Source organism: Butyrivibrio sp. YAB3001 (assembly GCF_900112195.1).
GTDB lineage: Bacteria > Bacillota > Clostridia > Lachnospirales > Lachnospiraceae > Butyrivibrio.
This window is the reverse complement of record NZ_FOKR01000004.1, coordinates 92,114-118,317: the sequence shown is the minus strand read 5'-3', so window position 1 is coordinate 118,317 and position 26,204 is coordinate 92,114. Positions and strand designations below refer to the sequence as shown.

25 protein-coding genes are annotated in these 26,204 nt (G+C 38.7%); 22 read left to right on the top strand and 3 right to left on the bottom strand.

The features are described from left to right. Nucleotides 1-101: 101 nt before the first annotated feature. The 7 genes from BM086_RS05685 to BM086_RS05655 all read left to right on the top strand — a co-directional run bounded on the left by BM086_RS05685 (nucleotide 102) and on the right by BM086_RS05655 (nucleotide 6,897). Nucleotides 102-1,175 carry a 6-phosphofructokinase gene (locus tag BM086_RS05685; RefSeq protein ID WP_092324722.1) on the top strand — a complete coding sequence of 358 codons (1,074 nt, stop codon included), beginning with the start codon at nucleotides 102-104 and terminating at the stop codon, nucleotides 1,173-1,175. 92 nt (nucleotides 1,176-1,267) lie between these two features. After that, on the top strand, nucleotides 1,268-2,869 hold the full coding sequence (gene dnaX, locus BM086_RS05680; protein WP_092324720.1) for a DNA polymerase III subunit gamma/tau: 1,602 nt from the start codon (nucleotides 1,268-1,270) through the stop codon (nucleotides 2,867-2,869). Continuing rightward, nucleotides 2,869-3,216: a YbaB/EbfC family nucleoid-associated protein gene (locus tag BM086_RS05675; RefSeq protein WP_092324718.1), complete on the top strand. Its 348-nt coding sequence runs from the start codon at nucleotides 2,869-2,871 to the stop codon at nucleotides 3,214-3,216. Before dnaX ends, BM086_RS05675 begins: the two co-directional genes overlap by 1 nt. Beyond that, on the top strand, nucleotides 3,216-3,815 hold the full coding sequence (recR, locus tag BM086_RS05670; RefSeq protein WP_092324716.1) for a recombination mediator RecR: 600 nt from the start codon (nucleotides 3,216-3,218) through the stop codon (nucleotides 3,813-3,815). The genes BM086_RS05675 and recR overlap by 1 nt, the downstream gene beginning before the upstream one ends. A gap of 108 nt (nucleotides 3,816-3,923) precedes the next feature. Further along, a complete protein-coding gene (locus tag BM086_RS05665) occupies nucleotides 3,924-4,967 on the top strand; it encodes an aldose epimerase family protein (protein ID WP_092324714.1) in 1,044 nt (347 codons plus the stop codon). Nucleotides 4,968-5,174: 207 nt separating this feature from the next. Then, a complete protein-coding gene (locus BM086_RS05660) occupies nucleotides 5,175-6,401 on the top strand; it encodes a DUF5711 family protein (RefSeq protein ID WP_092324712.1) in 1,227 nt (408 codons plus the stop codon). Between the two features lie 10 nt (nucleotides 6,402-6,411). Then, nucleotides 6,412-6,897, top strand: coding sequence for a CvpA family protein (locus tag BM086_RS05655; protein ID WP_092324710.1), 486 nt, complete (start codon nucleotides 6,412-6,414; stop codon nucleotides 6,895-6,897). Between the two features lie 45 nt (nucleotides 6,898-6,942). Here BM086_RS05655 and BM086_RS05650 read toward each other — a convergent pair whose 3' ends face one another. From BM086_RS05650 to BM086_RS05640, 3 genes are all read right to left on the bottom strand, one after another. Then, entirely contained in the window at nucleotides 6,943-8,358 is a 1,416-nt protein-coding gene (locus BM086_RS05650) for a hypothetical protein (protein ID WP_092324707.1), read from the bottom strand. After that, complete coding sequence (locus BM086_RS05645) at nucleotides 8,345-8,542, bottom strand: hypothetical protein (protein WP_092324704.1); 198 nt, start codon at nucleotides 8,540-8,542, stop codon at nucleotides 8,345-8,347. The genes BM086_RS05650 and BM086_RS05645 overlap by 14 nt, the downstream gene beginning before the upstream one ends. A gap of 389 nt (nucleotides 8,543-8,931) precedes the next feature. Further along, nucleotides 8,932-9,408: an Hsp20/alpha crystallin family protein gene (locus BM086_RS05640; RefSeq protein WP_092324702.1), complete on the bottom strand. Its 477-nt coding sequence runs from the start codon at nucleotides 9,406-9,408 to the stop codon at nucleotides 8,932-8,934. Nucleotides 9,409-9,768: 360 nt separating this feature from the next. Here BM086_RS05640 and BM086_RS05635 point away from each other — a divergent pair, with 360 nt between their 5' ends. The 15 genes from BM086_RS05635 (at nucleotide 9,769) to BM086_RS05565 (ending at nucleotide 25,918) form a co-directional block, all read left to right on the top strand. Continuing rightward, nucleotides 9,769-10,380, top strand: coding sequence for a thymidine kinase (locus BM086_RS05635; RefSeq protein ID WP_092324699.1), 612 nt, complete (start codon nucleotides 9,769-9,771; stop codon nucleotides 10,378-10,380). A 200-nt stretch (nucleotides 10,381-10,580) separates the two neighbouring features. Continuing rightward, the gene (locus tag BM086_RS05630) at nucleotides 10,581-11,711 is read left to right on the top strand and encodes a hypothetical protein (RefSeq protein WP_092324696.1); all 1,131 of its coding nucleotides are present in this window, start codon (nucleotides 10,581-10,583) and stop codon (nucleotides 11,709-11,711) included. 417 nt (nucleotides 11,712-12,128) lie between these two features. Further along, complete coding sequence (gene flgM, locus BM086_RS05625) at nucleotides 12,129-12,416, top strand: flagellar biosynthesis anti-sigma factor FlgM (RefSeq protein ID WP_092324693.1); 288 nt, start codon at nucleotides 12,129-12,131, stop codon at nucleotides 12,414-12,416. A gap of 51 nt (nucleotides 12,417-12,467) precedes the next feature. Further along, the gene (locus BM086_RS05620; protein ID WP_242952131.1) at nucleotides 12,468-12,986 is read left to right on the top strand and encodes a flagellar protein FlgN; all 519 of its coding nucleotides are present in this window, start codon (nucleotides 12,468-12,470) and stop codon (nucleotides 12,984-12,986) included. A gap of 155 nt (nucleotides 12,987-13,141) precedes the next feature. Then, on the top strand, nucleotides 13,142-14,797 hold the full coding sequence (gene flgK, locus BM086_RS05615) for a flagellar hook-associated protein FlgK (protein WP_092324688.1): 1,656 nt from the start codon (nucleotides 13,142-13,144) through the stop codon (nucleotides 14,795-14,797). Between the two features lie 37 nt (nucleotides 14,798-14,834). Continuing rightward, the gene (locus tag BM086_RS05610; RefSeq protein ID WP_092324685.1) at nucleotides 14,835-16,778 is read left to right on the top strand and encodes a flagellar hook-associated protein FlgK; all 1,944 of its coding nucleotides are present in this window, start codon (nucleotides 14,835-14,837) and stop codon (nucleotides 16,776-16,778) included. A gap of 80 nt (nucleotides 16,779-16,858) precedes the next feature. Continuing rightward, nucleotides 16,859-19,009, top strand: coding sequence for a flagellin N-terminal helical domain-containing protein (locus BM086_RS05605; protein ID WP_092324682.1), 2,151 nt, complete (start codon nucleotides 16,859-16,861; stop codon nucleotides 19,007-19,009). Between the two features lie 201 nt (nucleotides 19,010-19,210). Continuing rightward, nucleotides 19,211-19,663: a flagellar assembly protein FliW gene (gene fliW, locus BM086_RS05600; protein WP_092324679.1), complete on the top strand. Its 453-nt coding sequence runs from the start codon at nucleotides 19,211-19,213 to the stop codon at nucleotides 19,661-19,663. Nucleotides 19,664-19,834: 171 nt separating this feature from the next. Further along, complete coding sequence (gene csrA, locus BM086_RS05595) at nucleotides 19,835-20,050, top strand: carbon storage regulator CsrA (RefSeq protein WP_092324676.1); 216 nt, start codon at nucleotides 19,835-19,837, stop codon at nucleotides 20,048-20,050. Between the two features lie 157 nt (nucleotides 20,051-20,207). After that, nucleotides 20,208-21,407 carry a glycosyltransferase family protein gene (locus tag BM086_RS05590; protein WP_092324673.1) on the top strand — a complete coding sequence of 400 codons (1,200 nt, stop codon included), beginning with the start codon at nucleotides 20,208-20,210 and terminating at the stop codon, nucleotides 21,405-21,407. A 132-nt stretch (nucleotides 21,408-21,539) separates the two neighbouring features. Further along, the gene (locus BM086_RS05585) at nucleotides 21,540-22,019 is read left to right on the top strand and encodes a flagellar protein FlaG (protein WP_330391530.1); all 480 of its coding nucleotides are present in this window, start codon (nucleotides 21,540-21,542) and stop codon (nucleotides 22,017-22,019) included. Between the two features lie 233 nt (nucleotides 22,020-22,252). Beyond that, on the top strand, nucleotides 22,253-23,767 hold the full coding sequence (fliD, locus tag BM086_RS05580; protein WP_175560124.1) for a flagellar filament capping protein FliD: 1,515 nt from the start codon (nucleotides 22,253-22,255) through the stop codon (nucleotides 23,765-23,767). Nucleotides 23,768-23,865: 98 nt separating this feature from the next. Then, nucleotides 23,866-24,270, top strand: coding sequence for a flagellar export chaperone FliS (fliS, locus tag BM086_RS05575; RefSeq protein WP_092324668.1), 405 nt, complete (start codon nucleotides 23,866-23,868; stop codon nucleotides 24,268-24,270). Between the two features lie 20 nt (nucleotides 24,271-24,290). Continuing rightward, nucleotides 24,291-24,770 carry a hypothetical protein gene (locus BM086_RS05570; protein WP_092324666.1) on the top strand — a complete coding sequence of 160 codons (480 nt, stop codon included), beginning with the start codon at nucleotides 24,291-24,293 and terminating at the stop codon, nucleotides 24,768-24,770. 323 nt (nucleotides 24,771-25,093) lie between these two features. Beyond that, the gene (locus tag BM086_RS05565) at nucleotides 25,094-25,918 is read left to right on the top strand and encodes a flagellin N-terminal helical domain-containing protein (protein ID WP_092324663.1); all 825 of its coding nucleotides are present in this window, start codon (nucleotides 25,094-25,096) and stop codon (nucleotides 25,916-25,918) included. Nucleotides 25,919-26,204 lie beyond the last annotated feature (286 nt).

Below are 26,204 nucleotides of genomic sequence, written 5' to 3'. Positions count from 1 at the left end.
GAAGTGGCGTCAACGCATTACTTGGCATTGACGCCATTATTTTGTATAATCATTAGTAGTGTGCGTTTACAAAAAGCAGTTTTCAAAGGAGGCCTTTTCACATGATGAGAATTGGTATGTTGACTAGTGGTGGTGACTGTCAGGCTTTGAATGCAGCAATGCGCGGCGTTGTTAAGTGTATTGCGCACAGCGGTGAGCAGTTTGAGTTCTATGGCTTTTTAAATGGCTATAGAGGGCTTATTTACAGTGATTTCAGAATGCTCACATCAAAAGACTTTTCAGGCATCCTGACAAAAGGTGGTACTATTCTTGGAAGTTCACGAACACCTTTTAAGACTATTAAGGAGCCAGATGAAAATGGTCTGGATAAAGTTGAGGCTATGAAACAGAACTATTACAAATTGCAGCTTGATTGTCTGGTTGTACTTGGCGGTAATGGTTCTCAGAAGACAGCCAATCTTTTAAGTGAAGAAGGATTAAATATTGTCTCTCTTCCTAAAACCATAGATAATGACCTATGGGGAACTGATATGACATTTGGTTTTCAGAGTGCAGTAGATGTTGCAACAAATGTTATAGATAATATACACACGACAGCTGATTCTCATGGCAGAGTATTTATTATAGAAGTAATGGGACACAAAGTTGGATGGCTTACGCTTAATGCAGGAATTGCAGGAGGTGCTGATGTTATCCTGATCCCTGAAATCCCTTATGATATTGACAAGGTTTGTGAAGCGATTGATGCCAGGAACAAGAGAGGCAGCAGATTTACTATTATTGCTGTTGCCGAAGGCGCTATTTCCAAGAAGGATGCCAAGTTATCCAAGAAGGAATACAAGGAGAAACTTGCAAAGTCGCCATTCCCTTCAGTATCTTATGAAATAGCTGATGAGATACAGAAGAGAACCGGAAATGAAGTAAGAGTCACTGTTCCCGGACATATGCAGCGCGGTGGCGCTCCGGATCCGTATGACAGAGTTTTTGCTTCAAGGCTTGGCACTGAAGCAGGACAGCTTATTCTCAATAAAGAGTTTGGTTATATGGTGGCATATAAAAACAGGGAAATCGTTAAGGTTCCGCTGTCTGAGATAGCAGGAAAATTAAAGTATGTATCACCTGAAGCAAGCATTATTAGAGAGGCTAAGATGCTTGGCGTATGCTTCGGTGATTAAATGTTGGAGTTTTTATTTTTGATAAAAGTTTTATTATATGTGTATTGGGGAGTACATATATAAAGAATTAGTTTGGTGGAGATATTTTTTGAATGAGTTATGTAGCTCTTTATCGTAAGTTCAGACCTCCGGTCTTTGAAGATGTCAAAGGCCAGGATCATATTGTTACCACACTCAAGAATCAGATCAAATCAGATAGAGTTGGACATGCTTACCTGTTCTGCGGAACTCGCGGAACAGGTAAGACTTCTGTTGCGAAGATTTTGGCCAGAGCAATCAATTGTGAACATCCGGTGGACGGCAGTCCATGCGGTGAGTGTGAGATGTGCAAAGAAATTGCAGCGGGCAACAGCATGAATGTTATAGAAATCGACGCTGCATCTAATAATGGTGTTGAAAATGTCAGAGAGATCATTGATGAGGTCTCATATTCTCCCACCAAGGGAAAAAAGAAAGTCTATATAATCGACGAGGTTCACATGCTTTCGACAGGAGCGTTTAATGCACTGCTTAAAACGCTGGAAGAACCGCCGTCATATGTTATGTTTATTCTTGCTACTACAGAAGTGCATAAACTCCCGATTACGATTTTGTCCAGATGTCAGCGATATGATTTCCACAGGATAACGATAGATACTATCGAGTCCAGACTTCGCGAGGTTGTAGATGCTGAAGGAATTGAGGTTGAAGAAAGAGCACTTAGGTATGTCGCTAAAATGGGAGATGGTTCAATGCGTGATTCTCTCAGCCTTTTAGATCAGTGTATTGCATTCAATTATGGCGAAACGCTTACCTATGACAGAGTGTTAAATGTTCTTGGAGCAGTTGATACAGAGGTTTTCAGCAGACTTTTTTCTGCACTGTTTAAGCAGGACGCAAACGAAGCACTAAAGATTCTGGCAGATATTGTTATTCAGGGACGTGAGCTTGCTCAGTTCGTTAATGATTTTGTCTGGTATTTAAGGAATCTTATGCTGGTTCAGGCTTCTGACCAGATGGAAGATGTTATCGATATTTCTTCCGACAACCTGGTTTCGCTAAAAGAGCAGGCAGCAGAGGCTGATATTGATACGATTTTAAGATTTATCCGGATTTTTTCTGAGTTGTCGTCACAGATAAGATATGCTTCTCAGAAAAGAATTCTCATAGAGATAGCACTGATAAAATTATGTAAACCACAGATGGAGACTACGCAAGGGGCTTTTGAGGACAGACTTCGGGTTTTGGAGCAGCATGATGAAGAAAATTCAAAGCTGTTAAACGCTGTACAGACAGGAGCTTTTGCAATAAATTCTTTTGCCTCCGGTGAAGGCGGCGCACCCGCAGCTCCCAGGGTAAAAAAAGTGCTGGACAGAGCAGTGCCTGAGGATCTGCAAAGGGTAGTTAAGGACTGGTCTAAGCTTTTGATGAGAATGGAAAGCCCGATGAAGAATTACATGCAACGGGTTAAGCTTAGTCTGGGTAACGATGATGTGCTTCAGTTTGTTTTTGATAACAGGCAGCTTACTGAGAAGTATTCCAAAGACAAGTCCAGAGAGGAATTACAGGAATTTCTTGATAATTCAATAGGCAAGCACATTGAGTTTGAAACAAGATATCTTGAGCCAAAGCAGGTTTTTGAAGAAAATTATGTAGACCTGCAGGCTATTAAATTTGATATAGTAACAGAAGATGAAGAAAAGGAGAATGAATAATGGCTAAAAGAGGTGGATTTCCAGGAGGCGGAATGCCAGGAAACATGAGCAATCTTATGAAACAGGCGCAGAGAATGCAGCGCCAGATGGAGGAGAGCCAGAAAGAGCTTGAGACCAAAGAATTTACTGCAAAGTCAGGTGGCGGAGCTGTTGAAGTTACAGTTTACGGAAACAAGACAGTGAAAGCTATAACAATATCACCTGAAGCAGTTGATCCTGATGATGTTGAGATGCTTCAGGATATGATCCTTGCAGCAGTAAACGAAGCAATGAAGCAGGCAGATGAAGCTGGTGGAGCAATGATGAATAAAATGACCGGCGGCTTGGGCGGAGGTTTTCCTTTCTAATGGATCTTTACAGCGGACATATTAACCGACTGATAGATGAGCTTGCTTCCCTTCCGGGAATTGGCGGTAAATCGGCACAAAGACTTGCTTTTTACATAATAAATTTACCAAAAGACAGAGTACATAAGCTTACGGAATCAATAACAAACGCCAGAGAAAATGTTCATTACTGCAAGGTATGCTGTACTCTTACTGATGATGATATTTGTCCAATATGCAGAAACGACAATAGGGACCATAAAACAATTATGGTTGTAGAAAACTCAAGGGATCTGGCAGCATATGAAAAGACCGGTAAGTTTGAAGGAGTCTATCATGTACTGCATGGTGCAATATCACCTATGCTTGGCATTGGTCCTGGGGACATAAGACTTACTGAATTGATGGCGCGGCTTCAGACTGAGGATGTTGATGAAGTTATAATTGCAACCAATTCAAGTCTTGAGGGTGAGACTACAGCTATGTATATCAGCAAGCTCATTAAACCGACAGGAATCAAAGTGACTCGAATAGCCAGTGGAGTTCCGGTTGGCGGCGATTTGGAATATATTGATGAAGTAACTCTTTTGAGAGCACTTGAAGGAAGAACTGAGTTGTGATCTTTTAGTGCAAATTGGCAACAGGATATGAGTAGCAAGCCTGATTGCTTTGGGGATTTATAGGTGATAATACAAACTAGTCATAATTCTAATTAGGAGGATTTTGCAATGGCAGTGACAAAAGAATTGTTGGGAAAAACAAAAGACGGACAATCTATTTTTGCATTTCATTTGAACAATAATTGCGGCATGGAAGCAGTTGTTCTCAACTATGGATGCACAATAAAAAATATTTTTGTCCCAACCAGTGATGGTAAAAGGGTTGATGTGGTATTGGGATTCGATGAAGCAGAGAACTATTTTGATAATGACTGCTTCCTTGGTTCAACTGTAGGCCCATCCGCAAACAGAATTGCAAACGCAAAGTATACAATTGATGGAAAAGAGTTTACTCTTCCGGTAAATGATGGACCTAATAATCTTCACACTGATTTCAATGATGGTTTCCATAAGCGTATCTGGGAAGCTAAAGAGGGTGAAAATAGTGTGGAATTTACTCTGGAATCAAAGGATGGCGATTTAGGATTCTCAGGAAACAGAGTCTTTACACTTAAGTACACACTTGATGATGATAACAATCTTGAACTGCATTACCATGCAAAGAGTGATGCCAAGACTCTTATAAATATGACAAACCATGTTTATTTTAACCTTGGTGGACAGGATTCAGGAAGCATTTTGGATCATACTCTTGAACTGAATGCATCAAAGTTCACTCCTGTAATTGATTCCGCTGCTATTCCTACAGGAGAACTCCAGGATGTAGCCGGAACAGTATTTGATTTTACAAAGGGAAAGACAATCGGTCAGGATATCGAAGTCGATGACAAACAGCTCCAGTGTGTTGGCGGATATGATCACAATTTCTGTGTTGATGGCGAGGAAGGAACGCTTAGACAGGCTGCTTTTGCAAAGTCTCCTAAGACAGGAATAACTTTGAAGTGTTCTACAACACTTCCCGGTGTTCAGCTATATGTTGGAAACTTCCTTAAGAGTAATTGTGGAAAAAACAATACTGAATATAAAGCAAGAGATGGTTTCTGCCTTGAAACTCAGTATTATCCTAATTCAATTAATCAGGAAGGTTTTCCTGATGCAGTATTTGGACCTGAAAGAGATTATGACTGCGTAACAGTATATCAGTTCAAATGATTGTAATAGGTCAGAAATCGAATGAACTGATTAATAGTAAATAGTAAGGAACTTCAAACATAGTCTTCGACATAAGTCGATTATGATTGGCTTGTTTGTTGATATCTTGAGTGAGTTATTCAAGATATTATATATTGATGAAGCATACAGTACAGCGCGTTTGGCATTTGCCAGGCATGCTGTACTTATGCTATTGGAGGTTATAATTTGGCAGAAGTTAAAGATTTTAGTTCATATGCCAAAAAACAGAATATAAGCAGTGGGATAAGTCCTTCTTCGACAGGGCATACATCTTACAAGGAAAAAATAAGAACCCACAGGCTAAGAGTCTTTTTTAGTACCGTTTTTATTATTGTTTTTGTAGCCCTTTTAGTTACAGCAATTTATACAAGCTGGCGAAACAAAGAGTTTTCTGAAGCAACAGTTTCTATTGAAGCAAAAATTCCCAATGGTATGGATGCCAAGGTTATAAATTTATCCGGATATATTGTGCAATACAGTAAAGACGGTGTGAGCTGCTTTTCATCTAATGGACAGCCTGTTTGGAATCAGACATATGAGATGCAGAATCCCATAGCGCATTTTTGTAATTCCGTGGTTGCGATAGGTGATTATAATGGACATATTATCTATGTTAGTAATACCAGCGGCTCAATGGGGATGATAGATACTAATCTTCCGATAAGAGATTTCTGTGTGGCCGGTCAGGGCGTTGTTGCTGCGGTTTTGGATGGAACTGATGTGACATGGATTTACATCTACGATTCAAAAGGCAATGTTATAGCCAATTTTAAAACAACAATGAAAGACAGCGGATATCCTATTTCAATTAGTTTGTCGCCGAATGCTGAGCTTTTATGCGTATCTTATCTGTATCCGGATGAGGGGGCACTGAAAACAAGTGTGGCTTTCTTTAACTTTGGTTCAGTTGGACAAAATGCCATTGATAATTATGCCAGTGGATATGATTATCCTGGCGTTGTTGTTCCCTATGTTAAATTTATAAATTCCAATACGGCATTTGCAGTATCAGATGACAGAATCATGTTTTATAAGGGTGATCAGAAACCTGTAAGCCAGGCTGAGAATTTAATTGGCAATGAAGAAATAAGATCAATCTTTAATAGCGATGAGTACGTCGGCCTTGTTTTCTCCAATAGCACTTCAGATGGACAGTATAGATTGCAGGTTTATAATTCCGACGGGCAGATGATCTTAACAACATATTTTGATCTTGCATATTCTGATATTGTTTTTTATGACAATCAGATAATAATCTATAACGAAGATGAATGTATTATCAGGTCTGTCTCGGGACATGATAAATATATGGGATCATTCTCAGAGCCGGTGAAAGTGATGATACCAACTAACATGCGCAGCAAATTTACTTTGGTAACGTCAAATAACATCGAAACTATGAATCTGAAATGAGGACAAAATTTTGAATGGATTAAATAGCGCAGAAATCTCGCAGATAATAATGACGATAGTAGTTGTTTGCCTTTTCTTATGGAGAATGTCTTATGGACTGAATAATGGCCTTTTCGCTGAAATGGCAGGTTTTATCGCAGTTTTGGCATCCTGCATTGCAGTGTACTATATTATAAACATTTACCACAATCTGATCACTGCAAAATTTGGATCTGTTGTGCCTAAGATTGGTTATTTTGTTGTTGCGTTTATAATATACAAAGTAATGACATCCCTGGCGGATGCATTCAGAAGAGTGCATAACATCCCGATAGTTGGGAATATAGACAGGTTCTTAGGTGCGATTGTCGGAATTGCTGAGGCATATCTTATAATATATTTTGTTGAGCATATTACGGAACTGCAGATCATTCCTGTAGTAATGAAGACAGGAAAAGATGCGGCAACGGTTTTACTGCAGGTTATTATGGGATCTATTGATAAAATAAGAAAGTAAACGCGATTTTTCTTTTTCTAACGAAGCTACACAAGTACAGTTACATTAGAAATACATTATCTTCATTACACTGGCTACACACAAAAGCAGAGTCAATAAAGAAAGAATCCATCGTGGCACGCGGTTTAAGGAAGCAAGATATCCAACAAATATCGCTTCACAAAGAATTATAGGCTCGATGTATCTGTAGTTCATTGAACAGATATATGGATTCTGAAAAGCAAAAACATAAAAACTAACCAAGCTGGTAATCGTAAAAGAGACGATTGCCAGTTTATTTTTTATATGAGTGATGGGTTTATTTCTTCTGTCTGCGATAAGAATAATAAGTGAAGCAGCGAAGATAACAGTGAACAGAATTCGCAATAATAAAATAATGTAAGATAACTTCATTACTTTACCGTCTACATAAGACCAGATCCAGAGGTCGTTGGCCGAGGTCTTGATAAGAAGCGTGAGCGGATTAATGTCGATTGCATTTACATTACTTCCTGCAAAGACATAATGGTACTTGAAATGAGCAGGGGAAAAATCAAGGATACGATAAAGGGGTGATAGTCCTTGAATATAGCCCATTGCCATGTCGGGTTTTTCCAGATTCCAAACAAAATTAAATGGAATATTCCATTTTAGATACATCCAAATATACCAGCCCAAACTGATAGGTAAAGTAATAACAAATAAAACTATAGCTGTTATAAGATTTTTTTTCTGACCATTAAAAGCTTCATATAAGAATACAAGACCAATCGGAACGGCAATCAGCATAACAGACTTTTTTGTCCACATACCGAGAATGAAAAAAAGCATCATGAGAAATATGTGGAAAAACTTGGAAATACGGAGTTTGCTTATAAGATGGAAGCCGTACTTCCCGTTTTCTGAGAGAAAAATTGCTCTCTGGTTAAAAAAGTCATATTCAGCCATATCTGCTTTGATTAAGTGAAGAAGAACATATAATGGTGCAATAGTCAGGAGAGTTGCAAGAGCATCGTTGTTGATCGTTGCAGAACGAAAAAGAAAACTTGGCTGGAAGGCAGCAAATAATAAGGCTATATTCGAAGCACGCTGATCGTCAGGGAATAAAAGCCTTAGTGAGCGATGAATTAAATAAATAGATAAGGTTACATATAATAAAGGAAGCGCCTGGGCGATTTCATAGTTGCCATTTTGTGCTGGGAACAGGTACCAGGCCGCTTTCAAGAAATTTGCGGTCAAAAAATAGTGAAGAGGTGGATGCCAGAACTGATCCACCTTGCTGACATCAAAGTTTGGGAAAGCATTATTGTTAATATAATAGGTGATATAGCCTAAATGACCGGCAGTGAACGGAGTTCCACCATCATGCTGATTTTTATAAATTGAGATCATAGATACATAGAAAGCACGAAAAATAAAGCTTGCGAGCATGATAAGGTAAGGTGTTGCAGGTGAGGAAGGATTTTTTTTATTCTTCATCATCCATGTCCTCAAAAGCAATAATAGAGTCGATTATATCTTCGAAATCTTCGCGCAGCTCGTCCAAAGTATCGCCTTCATAGGTATAGATTGTTCCGTCGATTTCAACTTCTCCGGTGTAATAGTCACATTTCTTATCGTAATTAATAGTTCCAACATAGCCTTCATATTCAAGTTTATCGTTCATAAAAATCTCCTAAAATGTTGTAATGGTATATAAGTAAAAAGCAGACATTTCTTTGTTGAAATGCTAATATGCTGTTTCTTCAGTAATGTTATATGCTTTCTGGAAGCTATGTTTACGGATTATGACATATTTCTATGTGAAATATTCGCGTAATCTGAGTTTGAACAGCAATTTGTTATCATCAATCGCTTGATAGTAGCATGCACAAGCCATCTCTTCTTATAATATATACTAAAAGTCAGGAAAAAAGAATATGTTCTTAAATGATATTCCCATAACACCGCAGAAAATGTGTATTGGTAATTTCATATATCTATATATCATGAACTATAATGTAAAAACCCCCAACCGATAAGGGCTGGGGGTGAGAGGTGATGAAAACGATATTATCAATCTTTTACTTCAATTCTTGTAACTTCTTCTTTTTCCGGAAGAGCTTCTTTCTTAGGAATGCTTACTGTGAGAACTCCGTTTCTATACTGAGCGATAATGTCATCAGGCTTTAAACCTTCAACGTGGAAAGATCTCTGATATGAAGATGAACGTCTTTCACGGCGGATATACTTGCCTTCGTTATCTTTTTCATCTTTGTTGTCGCTGTGAGTAGCACTGATAGTAAGAATGTCATTCTTAAGGTCGATGCTGATGTCCTCCTTATTGAATCCTGGAAGTTCAGCTTCAAGCTGATAGCAATTATCTTTCTCGATTACATCGGTTCTCATCAGGTTTGTTCCACAAGCTGTGTTATTGCCAGTATGGCCATTTCTGCAGACATCGGAATCATTCCAATTGAAAAATCCTCTTCCAAATAAGTCATCCATCTCGTCAAAAATATCATTATTACTCCAAAGCATAGGCATTAACATAATTCGTCACTCCTTTTCTCTATAGAATTCTTGTATAAAATTTAATTAGCACTCTAAGTGATTGGCTGCTAATTTCTTGTTACAAGTATGTTATAGAACATGTGGAACAAAAAGTCAACATTAATAATTCTAAAAAAAATATAAACTATGCTTAAGTATTGGCTATTGAAGATAAATGAAGATAAAGTAACAGGTCGGGTAAATGTATATTCGATTTTAAATAAACCTGATGCATAAGATTTTGAACAAAAAGAAACGATTAATTTTATATGGAATGAATTATTTTTACTTGGTACAATATAACTTGTGCGTAAAAATGAGAATTGCAATAAAAAATAAATCATATGCATAGGGGGAATCATGGGAAAACTATATTTCAGATATGGGGCAATGGGAAGCTCGAAGACAGCAAATGCGCTGATGGTGCGCTATAACTATATTGAAAAGGGACAGAATGCAATCCTTTTAAAGCCAATGACGGAGAATCGTGATGGTGAGAAGATAGTAAAGTCAAGGATCGGACTTAGCGCGGAGTGCACATTTGTTGAAGAGTTTTTGGAAATGTACCAAAAGCAGTGGCTTACAGGAAAATCAGATTCATGGAAGAGTCTGGACTGTGTTATTGTTGATGAAGCGCAGTTTTTAACTGAGAATCAGGTTGATATGCTGGCTCAGATCGTGGATAAATACGATCTTCCGGTAATATGCTATGGACTTAGAACTGATTTTACCAGCCATCTTTTCAGCGGATCAAAGAGGCTTATGGAAATTGCAAATTATATAGAAGAAGTTCCTACAGTCTGCTGGTGCGGAAGGAGAGCTCACTTTAATGCAAGGGTTCATGATGGGAAGATTGTAAGAAGCGGCGAGCAGATCATGATGGGAGGTAATGAATCCTATGTTTCAGTCTGCAGAAGACATTTCCTTTCAGGTGAAGTAAACGGAGCCAGAGAAAGAGACGTGCAGGAGTGACAAAATAAAAAACAAAAGTCTGAATATTTAGTCTTTAGCAATATTACTAACAAACCGTATAGGAGGAGTCGATATAAAGATTGGAGAGTTGTGTTGTGCTATTTTCACTTTCGTTTTTGTAACTGTTTAGTGAGCACATTCGCCGGCGAAAATATATAATGTGCACGCGAATAGTTACCTGTTTTTCTCAAGGAGGCAACATGAAAATTGCACAGAGTAACGTTAACCTAGTATCGACTCACCAGTATTATGAAGATAATACAGTTACGGTGCAAAGCGGCGTGGTAGATAGAGATTTGTTTTTACAGAATTTGCAGGAACAGGGCCGCAAACAGAGCGAACTTGAAACCTCAAATGGAAAGGAATTGGGAAAAAGAACAGAAGGCCTTACAAGAGATTTGGATAAAAGAGATAAATATATCGCAGGAAATCTTGATAGAAATGATTTTATAAGAAGTGATAATTATAACTATCTGAATCCTTCAAGGGCAGGAATGATACAGGAAGAAGAGGTATCAATAATTGATCAGCTGGAAGAGATTAGGGCCAGCATGATCGAGCGAATATTGGAGCTGTTGGATATTCTATCCGGAGGAAATCCCGGAAAGAACTACAGGCACTTACTTCATCAGACATCTTCCATGATTGCCAGCAGTCACTATGTTTCGGTGACTACAGTTCAGATGGCACATGTTGAAGAGGAAGAAACGACGTTTTCAGGAAAAGGAATGGCACTTACTGAAGATGGCAGAAGCATAGATTTCAATATTGATTTTAGTCTCTCCAGAAGATTTGTGCAGTATGCAGATATGGAAGTTTCCGCAAGAGCTGTGAATTTAGTTGATCCGCTTATAATAAATGTAGGAAGCGGAGTTACAAGTATAAGTGATCAGAGTTTTTTCTTTGATATTGACAGCGACGGCAAAGAGGATAAGATTTCTTCACTTAGAAAAGGCAGTGGGTTCCTTGCCTATGACAGAAACGGTGATGGAATAATAAATAATGGAAACGAGCTTTTTGGAGCAAGAAGCGGAAATGGATTTAAAGATCTTGCAAAGTATGACAGTGACCGAAATGGCTGGATAGATGAGAATGATGAGATTTATGATCTTTTGAAGGTATGGCTTAAAAATGAAGATGGCACGGATACTCTTTTATCATTAAAAGAGGCAGATGTGGGAGCAATCTATCTTGGAAATGTGGCTACTGAGCATACGCATCAAAATAGTGAGGACTTTGGAGTTACAGCCATGATGCGCTCAAGCGGTCTTTTCTTAAAGGAAAGCGGCGGTGTTGGCACAGTGCAGCAGGTTGATCTCGCAAGACTATAGGATGCGGATATGTCACAATAATTATATATTCCTGGATATAAAGTCCATGAATGCATGAAAATACGTCATTTGAATTTTTATTTTAGAAGAACACAATTTTTTCACAAATTAATTCTAAAAAAAGTCTAAAGTTTTTTTATTAATGTACCGATAAATAAACCGGAACGAAAAAAATAAAGTATCAGATCCCAGGAGAAGGGCCGCATTACTATCATAAAAGTCATGTAAATTCTTAAAAAATGTCAGAGAGATATGTCATTTGAGCCAGTTTTAATTTGGCATATCTCTCTGATATATAACAGATAATAAACTTTTGGTAATCAGTTTAAGAATTTCAGGGGGAAGACTAAAGTAATGTGAATATCTACCGATAAATGAAGTAGATATAAAAATACTCCAGGGAAGGAGGAAAAGATTATGCGAATAGAAGCATACAGTCAGGTTCAGCAGGTTTATTCAAACAGCAAAGTAGGCAAAGCACAGCCATCAAAAAAGACAAATGATATCAGAGATACTGTATCATTTTCTTCAATCGGAAAAGACTTCCAGATTGCTAAACAGGCTGTAGGTGCTGCTCCGGATGTCAGGGAAGACGTCGTAGCAAGACTAAAAGCTGCTATTAAGGATGGAACCTATGATGTGAGCGGAGAGGACTTTGCAGAAAAGCTTCTTGCTAAATATGAAGAGTCTGAAGGCTTGATATAAAAATGTTTATGGGCATATGCCCATCATTATAAATACAGGAGGATAATTCCAGTGGCTAGTTTAATGGAAAATCTGGTGCAGGTACTTGATAGTGAGTGCACCCTTTACGAGCAATTACTGGGGTTGTCAAGCCGGAAGACCGCGATCATCATAGAGGGCGATCTGACGGCACTTGCGGAAATCACGGATGAGGAGCAGTGCGTAGTAGGCAAGATCCAGCGTTTGGAAAAACAAAGAGTAGAAACGATGGGCGACATAGCCAACGTACTTAACATGGATGTTAATTCATTAAAACTGACCGATCTGATAACAATATTGGACAAAAGGCCGGACGAGCAGAAAAGCCTGGCAATTCAGCGAGACAGACTCGTTGGAGTTACGAATAATGTCAGGCGTGTAAATGGACAGAATCAGGAGCTTCTTATAAGCTCTCTTGAGATGGTCCAGTTTGAGATGAATATCATCCAGTCGTCTAAAAGAGCTCCTGAAACTGCAAATTATTCCAGAGCGTTAGACACTACAGGCGAATGTCTTGGTTACACATCGGGCGGGTTTGATGCAAAGCAGTAATACACGCGTGTAGATAACCCACCCGGGAAAGTCATTTTCCCGATAGTGTCTTTTTTGCGCCCATTTTTAGGGTAAAGATGAGAGCTTTTTAACCGATATATAGAGTACCAAGGCAATCTTTTACATCACTTATCCAGTATATAAGGAGAATCCCTATGTCTTTAATGGCTAATCTTTATGTAGGACAATCAGGACTTACAACATCCCAAAATGCATTAAATACAACAGCGCATAACATGGCAAACCTTGATACAACAGGGTATACAAGGCAGCAGGTTCAGCAGGGAACAATGCCCTATCAGACCCTGGAGCGCGATTACACTGTAATTGCCTGGAAACAGATAGGAACCGGTGTTAACTATAATCACTGTAAACAGGTAAGGGGCGATTTCCTTGATGTAGAATACAGGCGTGAGGTTGGAAGAAAAGATTTTTACGATGTTTCTACCAGGGCTCTTGAAGAGATTGAAGATCAGCTTCAGGAAATGGATGGTCAGGAGTTTGCTCTTTCTTTAAATAATTTCTGGACAGCTGTGCAGGAGCTGGCAAAAGACCCATGCTCAGCAGTTAATCAGAGCGCATTGGTAACAAGAGCTAACGAGTTCCTTGCAAGGTCTAAGAGCGTTTATGAAGGACTTGTAGCTTATCAGGATAATCTTGATGCCACTATCGAGGGAATTGTAGAAGACATCAACTATTATGGTGACAGGATAAAAGAACTAAATGAGAAGATTGCAGAGATTGAATCAAGCAAACAGGAACATGCCAATGACCTTAGGGATGAGAGAAATCTTCTTTTAGATAAGCTTGGTGAGTATGGAAAGATAGATTACAAGGAAGATATATTTGGAAATGTGACTGTATTGTTTGAAGGGACAGCCTTTGTTACCACCGATCATGTTAATCACATAGCAATCGACAGAACCCTTGAAAGCTGCGAAAGATATGCAACTCCTTACTGGGAATTCGCAGCGAAGACTCATTATGACAAGGACGGTGAAAAGATAGTAGACAGTATTGACGGAGCAAAGATATTTGATCTGACACAGACTGTTTCCACCTCCACTAATACAGATGTTGGCAAGTTAAAGTCAGTTCTTTTGGCAAGAGGCGATCATCACGCTACATATCATGATATCTATGAAGATCCTGACTACTACAACAAACACATTGCACAGTCAGTTCTTATGAATGTTGAGGCTGAGTTTGATCAGCTTATCCACTTTGTAGTAACTGAGGTCAATAAGGTCTTGGAAGAAGCAGAATCTAATCCGGCAAATCTTGATGATACCCTGGGACTTCCACAGGATTTTGATCTTTTTGTTGTCGCTAACAAAGACGATAAAGTTATGTATGACATTGGCGATATTGATAAAAATACGCTTTATTCCGGATTTACTATCATGAACACTCAGGTGAATTCTACTTTTATTCAGGATCCTACAGTCTTCACCTTCAGGACAATAGAAGGAAATGAGGATATGGCGACGATGGAGGCATTAAAAAAGGCTTTCACCACTGAAGACTACGTGCTAAATCCCAATGTCAGCACCAAGAATAGCTTTATAACCTACTATAACAGTCTTGTTTCACAGGTGGCAAATTCAGGAGATGTATATAAAGGAATATTTGAAGCTCAGGAAAAGACTGTTGATGCCATTGATTCAGGCAGAGAGCAGATAGCAGGTGTTTCAAGTGATGAAGAACTTGAACTTATGATCATGTTCCAGAATGCTTACAATGCTTCCAGCAGATATATAAACGTAGTAAGTGAAATGCTTGAGCATCTTTTGAATACACTTGGAAGTTGAGTAATAACTTTTTTTACCAGAGATAAAGGAGAAGCCTATGCCATCACAATTTTTTGGATTAAATATTGCAGCGTCGGGACTCAGAGCAGCAAATGCGTCTTTGAACACAACTGCCAATAACATATCTAATGCGGATACAAAGGGCTACAGCAGGCAGAAAGTTAAACAGGAAGCAAGTGATCCTATAAGAGTTTTTGCCCGCTATGGTTGTGCTGGCGCGGGTGTTGAGACTATTGCAATAGAGAGAGTAAGAGACAATTTCTACGACGTGAAGTACAGGACTAATGAGTCGCTTCTTGGAAATGTACAGCAAAAGAACTATTATAACCAGCTTATCGAGCAGTATCTTGCTGATGATGGAACGACAGGATTTACATCTCTTTTCGATAAGATGAAGGTTGCCATGGAAGATGTAAAAAAGGCAGCAGGCACAACGGAAGCGAAAGCAACTTTTGTTTCATCCATGAGAAGCCTCACAGAGTATTTCAACAGTGTCTATACAAGTCTTCAGAATGAACAGGCAGATGTTAATGCTGAGATTAAGCTCTGCGCTGACAGAATCACAGCTATTTCCCAGGAAGTTGCAAGTATTAACAAACAGATAAATGTAATAGAGATGACAGGAACCACAGCAAATGAACTCAGAGATAAGAGAGATGTGCTTATCGATGAACTGTCAAAAATTGTTTCTGTTGAAGTCAAGGAATCACCTGTAAAGGATGAGAATGACCCGGACAGAGTTACAGGCGCAACCAGATATCAGGTGTGGATAGGCGGTTCCTATCAGCTGGTTGATTCTTATGAGTACAGGAAGCTTGTGTGTGTTGCAAGAGAATCTGACGGTGGTGTCAATCAGAACGATGTTGACGGACTGTTTGAACTTAAGTGGGCATATGCCAACTATAAAGACGGTGATGATTATTCAGATCTTTCTGATTTCCAGATGGATTCAAGGATAATTGGCGGAGAACTCCAAGGTCTTTTGGCAATAAGAGATGGAAATAACTCGCAGTATTTCCACGGAATCAGCGGGACGCCGCAACTTATACCCGTACTTGATGCAAATGGTAATCAGGAAGTTGATACATCCGGAAATCCTGTCTATGAAAGAGATGGAAACGGAAACCTGATATATACAGTGGAAATTGATGTCGGTGATGTGGCATATCTGAAGGATATGAATAAATGTACGATTCCACAAGCCGGACAGATAACAATAGGATCAAAGATGTACAAATATGACAGCTGGTCCTATGATGGCGGTTCAAAATATAAATTTGTTCTGGATAACGGCGGAGAGCCTTCAGATTATGTGAGAAAGAGTGTTCCTGCTACAGGAAAAGCGGCTTCAATCGGCTTTGGAAACAGCTACGAAGGAATTCCCTATTATCTTGAACAGATGAATGAATGGATAAGACAGTTTTCATCAGCAGTTAACGACATAATGGTAAGCGGCTATACATCAGATTCACTGGATGGCGTATTTCTTTTAACAGGAGTTCAGGATAGAAACTCAGTGGCTCAGTACAGCTATGAAGAACTTACATCACTTTCTGAGAACAAGGGCTACTATTTCCTTAGAGGTGGAAATTTTGATGTGAATTCAGTACTTCAGGACAACTGCGACAGGCTGGCAACTAAGTCTGATATTACAGAAGGTGAATCCGAGTATCACAACATGGATAGATTAAAAGAAATGTTTGATACCAAGAAAATCTTCAGAGGCGCTACTTCAGGCGAATTCCTTACAAAAGTTCTTGCGGATGTGGCTCTTAATACAAGTAACGCTAACACGCTTGAAGAAACCTATACAGCGCTTGAAAAGACAATCGGCAATCAGCGTCTTTCGGATTCCGGCGTTGATGAGGATGAGGAAGCATCAAATCTTGTAAAATTCCAGAATGCATATACGCTTTCCTCTAAAATGATCCAGACTTTGACCGAAATATATGACAGATTGATACTCGAAACCGGTGTGTGATGTGCAGCATCCAAGTGCAGCATCCAAGTGCAGCATCCATGTGCACAGCATACTAATAGTTTTTTTCAGGAGGTTTCCCTATGCGCATTACCAATAAGATCATGCAGAACAATTCCCTTTACAATATCAATAATAATAAGGTGTCTGAGGATCAGCTTAACACCATGATGGCTACAGGAAAAAAGCTGACCAGGCCTTCCGATGATCCTGTTGTTGCCATTAGGGCACTGAGACTTCGAAGCAGCGTGACACAGCTTAAACAGTACTATGAAAAGAATGCCAAGGATGCGGACAGCTGGCTTAAAGTAACCGGTGATGCTCTTTCGACAATTACTTCAGTACTGACTGACAGTGTCAAGCAGGCTAACAAAGGTTCAAATAAGGAACTGACTCTGGACGATCTTGACATAATTGTCACACAGATGGATGCTCTGGCAAAAGAATATTATGCAACAGGAAATGTTGACTATGCCGGAAGATATGTTTTTACAGGATACAGAACAGACAGGTCTTTATCATATGATAAGACTACAACCGCGACTTATACGGATATAAATGATGAGTTTAATGCAAAGAACATAACGGATTCGCACAGGGTTTGCGGAAAATATAAGATTGATTCTTCGACAGTGCTGGACGATACTAGTCAGACTATTTATGAACACGATATATCTGAGAAGACAGTAGGGAGACTTAGACTTTCCTATGACAATCTTGATTATATTGATGGCGATAATAAAGAATTTCAGCTCAAATTCAGAGAAGATCTGGTTCAGCCTGCAACAAGCACTGTAGTGGAATCTACTGATGTGATAAATCTGACATATATTACTAAGGCTGGTACTTCCAAGAGCGTTATGCTTCCGGCAGCAGCGCCTACAGATAGTGGAACTCCCGGAACAAATGCAGATTCATATGAGATTACCAGTGAAGGTATTACTTATAAGGTAGAAACCACCAGGGATGCGCAGGATGTATGCACATATAAAATAACAGCAACTGATGAAAACGGTACTGATATAGGAATATTTAACCTCTCAGGAGAAGGCGTTTTCCAGGATGATGAAACCGGAAATGTCAGTTCAGCAATAACGAGTAAAGAAACAAAGAAGATAGCAACAATAACTTATACTGACGATGCAGGACAGAAATCTGTTAAGGTTCCTCTTTTACCGGCAGTGAGACAGTCCTATACAATAAAGCTTTCTGCGCAGGATGATAACGGAAATGACCTGAGCGGATTTGAGGCTACAGTCAATAGTGATGGCACATTTACAATAAAAGATACCAATGCTGTAGCAAATGCAGATGGAACAGAAGCTAATTCCATTATTCAGGTTACAAGCAACGGAAGTGTGCATGCTTCTTATAAAGAAAATACACTTACTGTTGATTCGGCAAGTATTCTTTATTCCACGACAAAAGAAGAGGACATAGATGCTGCTTATGAGGCACTTTCGGTAGATACCAGTGATAATGCCAAGGTTTACCTCAATGCATCCACCGGAGAACTTTTACTAAATGATTATTTGAAGAAGAAACTTTCCACACTTCCGGATATCATAAATGCAAATTCAATCGATGTTATTTATGATAAAAAAGAGTGGGTAGAAGGCGATATCAGACCTGAGAATCTTTTCAGCTGTACTTACTGGGATGAGAATAATAAGTCTATTCTTTATAACAAGGGAACTGCTCCACATGAGATTGCTTATGATGTAGGATTTTCACAGTCGGTTGTTGTCAATACAACTGCTGAGGAGGTTTTCACAACTAATGTAAAACGAGATGTCAGCGACCTTTCAAGAATACTGAATGAACTTAAGCAGGTAAATAATACCATTAAAACTCTTGAACAGAGACTCAAAGAGACAACTGAAAAGAATAAACAGAAAAAGATCCAGGCGGAGATAGATGCAGCAAATAAAGCATATAGTTACTTGAGGGATGAAATACAAAAAGAATTTGAGCACAAGATTACTTCAACTCAGAAATCCCTTGATACAGCAAATATTGCAGTTACCTCCAACGGAACAAGAGCAAAGAGACTTGAACTTGTGGATTCAAGACTTATGGAGCAGACTACAACTTTCGAAGCGCTTAAGTCTGACAACGAAGATATAGATCTTGCTGAAGCAGTGACAAAGCTTACAACCGCGCAGGTTATATACGAAGCCAGCCTTATGGCAACAGGTAAGATAAGCCAGAGCTCGTTGATGAATTATATCTGATGAAAAAATGATTAAATCAATGTTTTCTAAGACGTTAGTACCTGTTTATTGACAATTGAAAGATAATGGAATTGTAATAAAACAATAAAATATAGCACAAAGACGAAAAAACGTATATAATTAATTTGTGGCAAGTGTCATTATCGCAACTGTTAAGCTCCTTGCGAATAGAAGCTGTTTATCTAATATGGAGGTTATGACATGAAATTATCAACAAGAATCTTCGGTGATGTAGAAATTGATGATAGCAAGATTATTTCTTTTTCTAATGGAATAATCGGATTTCCTGACTTGAAGAGATTTACGCTTATGCGTGATGAGGAAGAGCCGGGCTCCGGAACTATCCAGTGGCTTCAGTCTATCGAAGAACCGACTTTTGCAATGCCTGTAATAGATCCGCTAACTGTTAAGCCTGACTATAAACCGGAAGTTTCAGTCAGTGTTGCAGATGAGGTTGGCGATATTGATTCCGATGATCTGCTTGTGCTTGTGACTGTCACAGTTCCTCATGATCTCAAACTCATGACAGCAAATCTTATGGGACCATTTATCATTGACTCAAAGGGTATGAGAGGCGTTCAGACAATTGTTGAAAACGACGACTATCCTGTAAAGTTCCCTATCTATGATATTCTGCAGAAGAACAAAGAGTAAAAAATTGCTTTTATAATGGTTATTTGAGAAAAGTTTTGGGAGCAAATATTTGTATGTTACTGTGAACTTTGAAGATTCAGCATACTGGATTTTTTCAAAATTTGCAGAGAATTACATAGAAGAGTTTAACGGCAAGATGTTTTTGACTTGAAACCATGGAGGGAGAGAAAAATGTTAGCATTATCAAGAAAAAAGAATGAAGCAATTGTTATCAACAACAATATTGAGATTACCGTTCTGGATATCAGGGGAGACCAGATAAAACTAGGTATCTCAGCACCTAAGGAGATTCCTATTTATAGAAAAGAAGTTTATGTTCAGATTCAGAATGAAAATAAACAGGCTAATGATATGGCGGGAATAGAGGCGCTCAAAAAGCTGCTGTGATTTTGCAATATTTGTTTAAGAATGGATTATTGCGCCGATACATGGAGTGTGTATCGGCGCTTTTCTATTTATGTTGGATTGTGATAGTGCTTAATATGGAACAATCAGTAACATCACTTTTGATATTTACAGTATTTTTGTCAAACAGGTAGGGTATATGCGTATTTTATATTATGACTGGGATGATTTTAACGGTGAGGACTGCCGTGATGCCATGAGAAGACTTGGCCATGAAGTTGACTGTATTAAATGCACTTCCAAATCATATGATCTTACTCCGGAGCTGGATCAGAGATTTAGAGAGGTTCTTTTTAAGGTGCCTTTGGGTCAGAATAATAGCGGAACTTGTTATTATGATCTGGTATTTAGCTTTGACTATTTTCCGAATGTTTCAGAAGTATGTCAAAAATACGAAATTCCATATATCTCATGGGTGTTTGACTGTCCTCATTATACTCTGCATTCCCACACTACTTCCAACTCTGTAAACCATATATTTTTATTTGATAAAAGCCTTGAAAAAGAAATGCAGGATAAGGGTATAGATACTGTCCGCCACTCAACACTTGCGGTAAATGCCATAAGGCTTAAAGATATGTGCGATAAGCTTGACTCAGAAACAGATGGAAGAATTATCTATGAGCATGATGTCTGTTTCCTGGGGAGCTTATATGATAACGAATATAATTTCTATGATCAGATAAATTACCTCCCGCCTGAACTTAAGGGGTATATTGATGCTGTGATAGTGGCACAGGAGCGAGTTTTTGGAATGGACTTTTTTACCAATCCCGAGATAGTTAATCAGGAACATATAAAGCGACTTGGCGAGTATGTTCAATTTGAGAAAACAGGCAAATATGACCTTGATTATAATAAGATACTTCTTGATATCTTGAGAAAAAAAGTCACTGTGAATGAAAGAAGAAACATTCTTGCAAAAATGGGAAAATACTTTGATACCGTTTTGTATTCTGATCCGGACGCAAAGCCGATAGAAGGTGTTTGTAACTTAGGGATTGCAGACTACATGACAAGGATGCCAAGAGTTTTCCATAGGAGCAAGGTAAATTTAAATATCACTCTCAGGTCGATTATTTCCGGAATTCCGCTTAGGGTAGTGGATATCCTGGCTGCAGGAGGATTTCTTTTAACTAATTATCAGGAGGAGATTGCGGAGAGATTTGTGGATGGAGAGGATCTTGTGATTGCTTATACTCCGGAAGAAATGGTGGAAAAAACAGCTTATTACCTGGACCATGAAGAAGAAAGGCAGCAGATAGCAAGAAACGGGCAAAAAAAGGTATTTGAAAACTTTGCCTACACAAAACTTCTTCCTGAGATTTTGAAATTGTGAGAATTATTAATTTTCTATTAATTTTATCAGAATTGCTTCCTTGTATATAAAATTATGAAAAATGCTTCCGATATATGAGATGAGAAATATTGTAATGTATCATATGTCCCGTATTAACATGGAGGTGTAGCTATGGGAATGGAAGCAATCAACGGATTTAGTCCGCTTATTCAGCAGACGCAGCCCCAGTTTAAAACGCAGTCTCAGGAACAGAGCCGGTCTCAGTCCGAGATTGCTGAAGCAGAGGCAAATGGCACAACTAATACCATTGATCTCAAAGTTGAAGCTACTGAGAACTCAGGAGAGTCCAATGGTGATGCACAATCTGAAAAGAATGGATATGCTCAGCTGCAGGCTCGTATAGAAGAGACAGAAGAGCAGATTCAGGCAGATAATGAAAAAATAAGAAAGGCTATTTCCGAAGTCAACAAGAAGATGATTTCCAATGCTGAGGCAGTATTTGGAATTCATGACAAGACCAATCGTGTGACCATAAAGATGGTAGACAAGGATACCAAGAAGGTTATCAAGGAATTTCCACCTGAGGAGACTCTTGATATGATCGCCAAGGTGTGGGAGATAGCAGGAATTATGGTCGACGAAAAGCGGTAACGGTAATTCTTGGGTTGCAGTTTCTTTCATTTCATAGGAAATTGCTCCGCATTCCTATGAAATAAAAAACGCTCCGCTATGGATGCGACTGATGCGCAGATGTATATGCAAGCTAAAGCTTGCGCGCATCAGCGCGCAAAGAGTTGCAAAGCAACTCTTTGTTCTAAGAACTGCAATACAGTTTGACATGGATGTCGACGAAACGCACTCACGGATTGAGAAAGGAGAAGCATATGCCAATCAGAATTACAGGTATGAACTCAGGACTTGATACTGAAAGTATCATCACTGCCCTGACACAGAGACAAAAGGATAAGGTTACCAAGCATACTGGTGACCAGAAGAAACTTACATGGAAGATGGATAAGTGGAAAGACCTCAATAAGAAGATGGTATCTTTCTACAACGGAACACTTAGTAATATGCGTTTTTCTTCAGCATATACCAAGAAAACTACAACTGCATCAAATGCAAATGCTGTTTCTGTTGTGACCGGCGACGGAGCTATGGCAACTGACCAGACTCTTGATATTACATCACTTGCAAAGTCAGCATTTTTGACAGGTAATGATGTTAAGACGACCAGCAATGAAGGAGCTAAAAAGTCTACGACAATGAGTGAACTGGGACTGACGTCCGGAACTCTTCAGTTTGCTATTGGAGGAAACAACTCAGATCTAATTTCGGTTGATTATGAAGCTACAGATTCAATTTCTGATGTGCTTTCAAAGCTTCAGAGTGCTTCTTCATCAGTAACCGGAACAAAACTTAATTTCAACTATGATGAAAATAATAACAGATTCTTTGTATCAGCCAAGAGTAGTGGTGATTCATACAACTTTGCAGCAGTTAATTCCGATGCTGCTGAGAAGCTTGGCTTTAACAGTACAAACTATGTTTCAGGCTCGGATGCAAAGATCAAGCTTAACGGCGTTGAATATACTTCAAAGAGTAATACCTTCAATATAAATGGTCTTACAATCACTGCAAATGAGGTTGCATCAGGCATTACTCTGAGCACCAAGCAGGATACAAGCGGCATATATGATAACATCAAGAAGATGTTAAAAGAATATAATAGCATTATGAAAGAGTTTGCAACTCTTTATAATGCGGATGCTGCGAAGAAGTATAAGATGCTTACCGATGAGCAGAAAGATGAGATGTCCGATGAAGAGGTCAAGGATTGGGAAAACAAGATCAAAGATGGACTTCTCAGTGGTGATGAGACAATCAGTAACATCAGAACAGGCCTTAGAGGAATAACAAATAAGGGATTTGACGTTAAACTTAGTGATGGAACTACCAAAACTCTTACTCTTGCAAGCTTTGGAATAGCTACAGGAAGTTATTTCTCAACTGAAGAGAATGAGAGAGATGCGCTTCATATAGATGGCGATAAAGAGGATTCACTTACAAGTGGAAACACAGATCTTCTTACAGCTATGATTTCATCTGATCCTGACGCTGTACAGAGCTTCTTCCAGCAGTTTAGTAATGCGATGTACACTAAAGTATCAGACCTTATGAAAGGTACTACTTATAGCAGTGCATTCACAATTTATGAAGATAAGCTTATGGCATCACAGTACAGTGCTTATAACACTAAGATAAATGATGCACAGAAGGCATTGGATGCAGCTCAGGATAAGCTTTATTCCAAGTTTACAAGGATGGAGACAGCGCTTTCCAAGATCAACTCTTCAAGCTCTTCACTATCAGGTTTCTTTGGCGGTGGAAGCCAGTAAAATAAGAATGTTTTATAACTCAATTACGCAACTGAATCTATTTGGAATCACAAATATATTTCATATAGGTTTAAATCTCACTAACGAGGGGGTAGTATATGCCAGTACTTAGCGCACAACAAAGAGCAGCTTATGCACAGTATAAGAATAACAAGATCATGTCTGCAAGCGCACCGGAGCTTACACTTTTATTGTATGATGGAGCAATCAAATTTCTTAATATAGCTGATTTTGCCATAGAGAAAAAAGATATCCAGAAAGCTCACGAAAATATCATAAAGACTGAGAGAGTTATCGACTATCTGCGTCAGACTCTTGATATGAAATATCCTGTTGCTCAGGATTTTGAGAATATGTACTCATATATCGACAAAAGATTAGTTGAAGCGAATCTGACTAAGGATAAGGAGATTATCGAAGAAATTAATGGGCATATGCATTCAATCCGGGATAACTGGATTGAAGTTATGAAAGCTAATCATGTATACGTTAAGGAAGCATAAAACTTTTAGGGGGATAAGTTATGGTATCTGCTAGTCTTGATATGCTCGAAGAAAGTCTTGTGAAAAAAATTGATGTAATGAAAAAGATTGAGGAGGAAAACGAAAGACAAAGAGAACTCCTGAAAACACCGGATGAAGTAAATCAGGCTGAATTTGATGAGATCCTGGACATCAAAGGAGAGCTCATTGAACAGCTTATAAAACTTGATGACGGGTTCCAGTCACTTTTTGACAGGGTAAAAGAAGATGTCAATAAGGACAAAGATATGTACAAGCTTCAGATTGGAAGAATGCAGGAATACATCAAGGATATTACAGGACTTAGCGCTTCTATAGAGGCAGCAGAGCGTAGAAACAAAAAAATGGCAGAAGAGTATTTTAGTGCAGCAAGGCAGAAGATGAATTTTAACAGACAGACATCGGCTGCAGCGTATAACTACTATACTACAATGACAAATTATAAGGATGTACCACCACAGTTTTTGGATAATAAGAATTGATAAGGTAATAAAAGTGCAAAGACCTCCAAAGTTGGAAATGAATCCGGCTTTAGGAGGTCTTTTATTATTTAGATTTTCATATGTAGAGTGAAAATCAGAATAGTGTGTATAATTTTGTTTTATTCGTGCTGCAACAATATTTTAAATTATCAAAATAAAATAAAAAAATATTTCAAAAGGGGTTAAGTAAGTAAAAAGGTTGCCGATATTATAAATGTGAATAAAAACCAAGCAGCCATGGAAAGGAGTCCACGTAAGCTGCAAATAGAAAACATAAAACGGAATGCAGCAAGGAGGCGGGGGCCGTTCATGGAGGAAAAGTTATGGTAGTACAACACAATATTACTGCAATGAACACTCAGAGACAGCTTGGAATTACGACAGACAATCAGAAGAAGTCAAGTGAGAAGTTATCATCCGGTTACAAGATCAACAGGGCAGCAGATGATGCAGCAGGTCTTGCAATTTCCGAAAAGATGAGACGTCAGATCAAAGGTCTTACACAGGCTTCAGCTAACGCTCAGGATGGTATTTCAGCAGTTCAGACAGCAGAAGGTGCTCTTAATGAAGTTCATGATATGCTTCAGAGAATGGATGAACTTGCTACAAAGGCTGCTAATGATACATTACAGTCACAGGATCGTGCTTACATTCAGCAGGAAGTAAATGCACTTATTTCTGAAATTGACAGAACATCAAGTGCTACAAAGTTTAATGAACAGAATCTTCTTGATGGAACGTTCTTAAATAAGAACCTTCAGGTTGGTACTGATAATGTAACATCAGATACAATTAAGATCTGCATTCAGTCACTTAGTGCAACAGGAATTGGCGTAATCAATGTTAAGGTTACTGGTTCTAGCGGCGATAATGCAAGGTCCAGTATTACTCATATAAAAGCAGCGCTTACTAGTATTTCTTCACAGAGAGCAGATCTTGGTGCAGTTCAGAACAGACTTGAGCACACAATCAAGAACCTTGATAACGTTAATGAGAACACAACAGCAGCTGAATCACAGATTCGTGATACAGATATGGCAGCTGAGATGGTTAAGTATTCGAACAACAATATTCTTGCACAGGCAGGACAGTCGATGCTGGCTCAGGCTAACCAAACAAATCAGGGAGTTCTTTCACTTCTTCAGTAATATAACAGATATTTTGGGCGGTAGCTTTCGAAAGAAAGCTGCCGTTTTTCTAAGTTTATATTTTCTTAATAAAATATCCTCTAAAGTTTTTAGAATTATAGTCGATAATAAAGGTGTAAAACAAAGAGATAGTTTCTAGCCAGCATAGGAACAGTCTCATAATAAGTAAACGAGTGGCAAGGATGCCACCGTACAATTTCAAGGAGGAAATTAATATGGTAGTACAACACAACATTACAGCGATGAACGCACAGAGACAGCTTAGCATTACAACAGGTATTCAGTC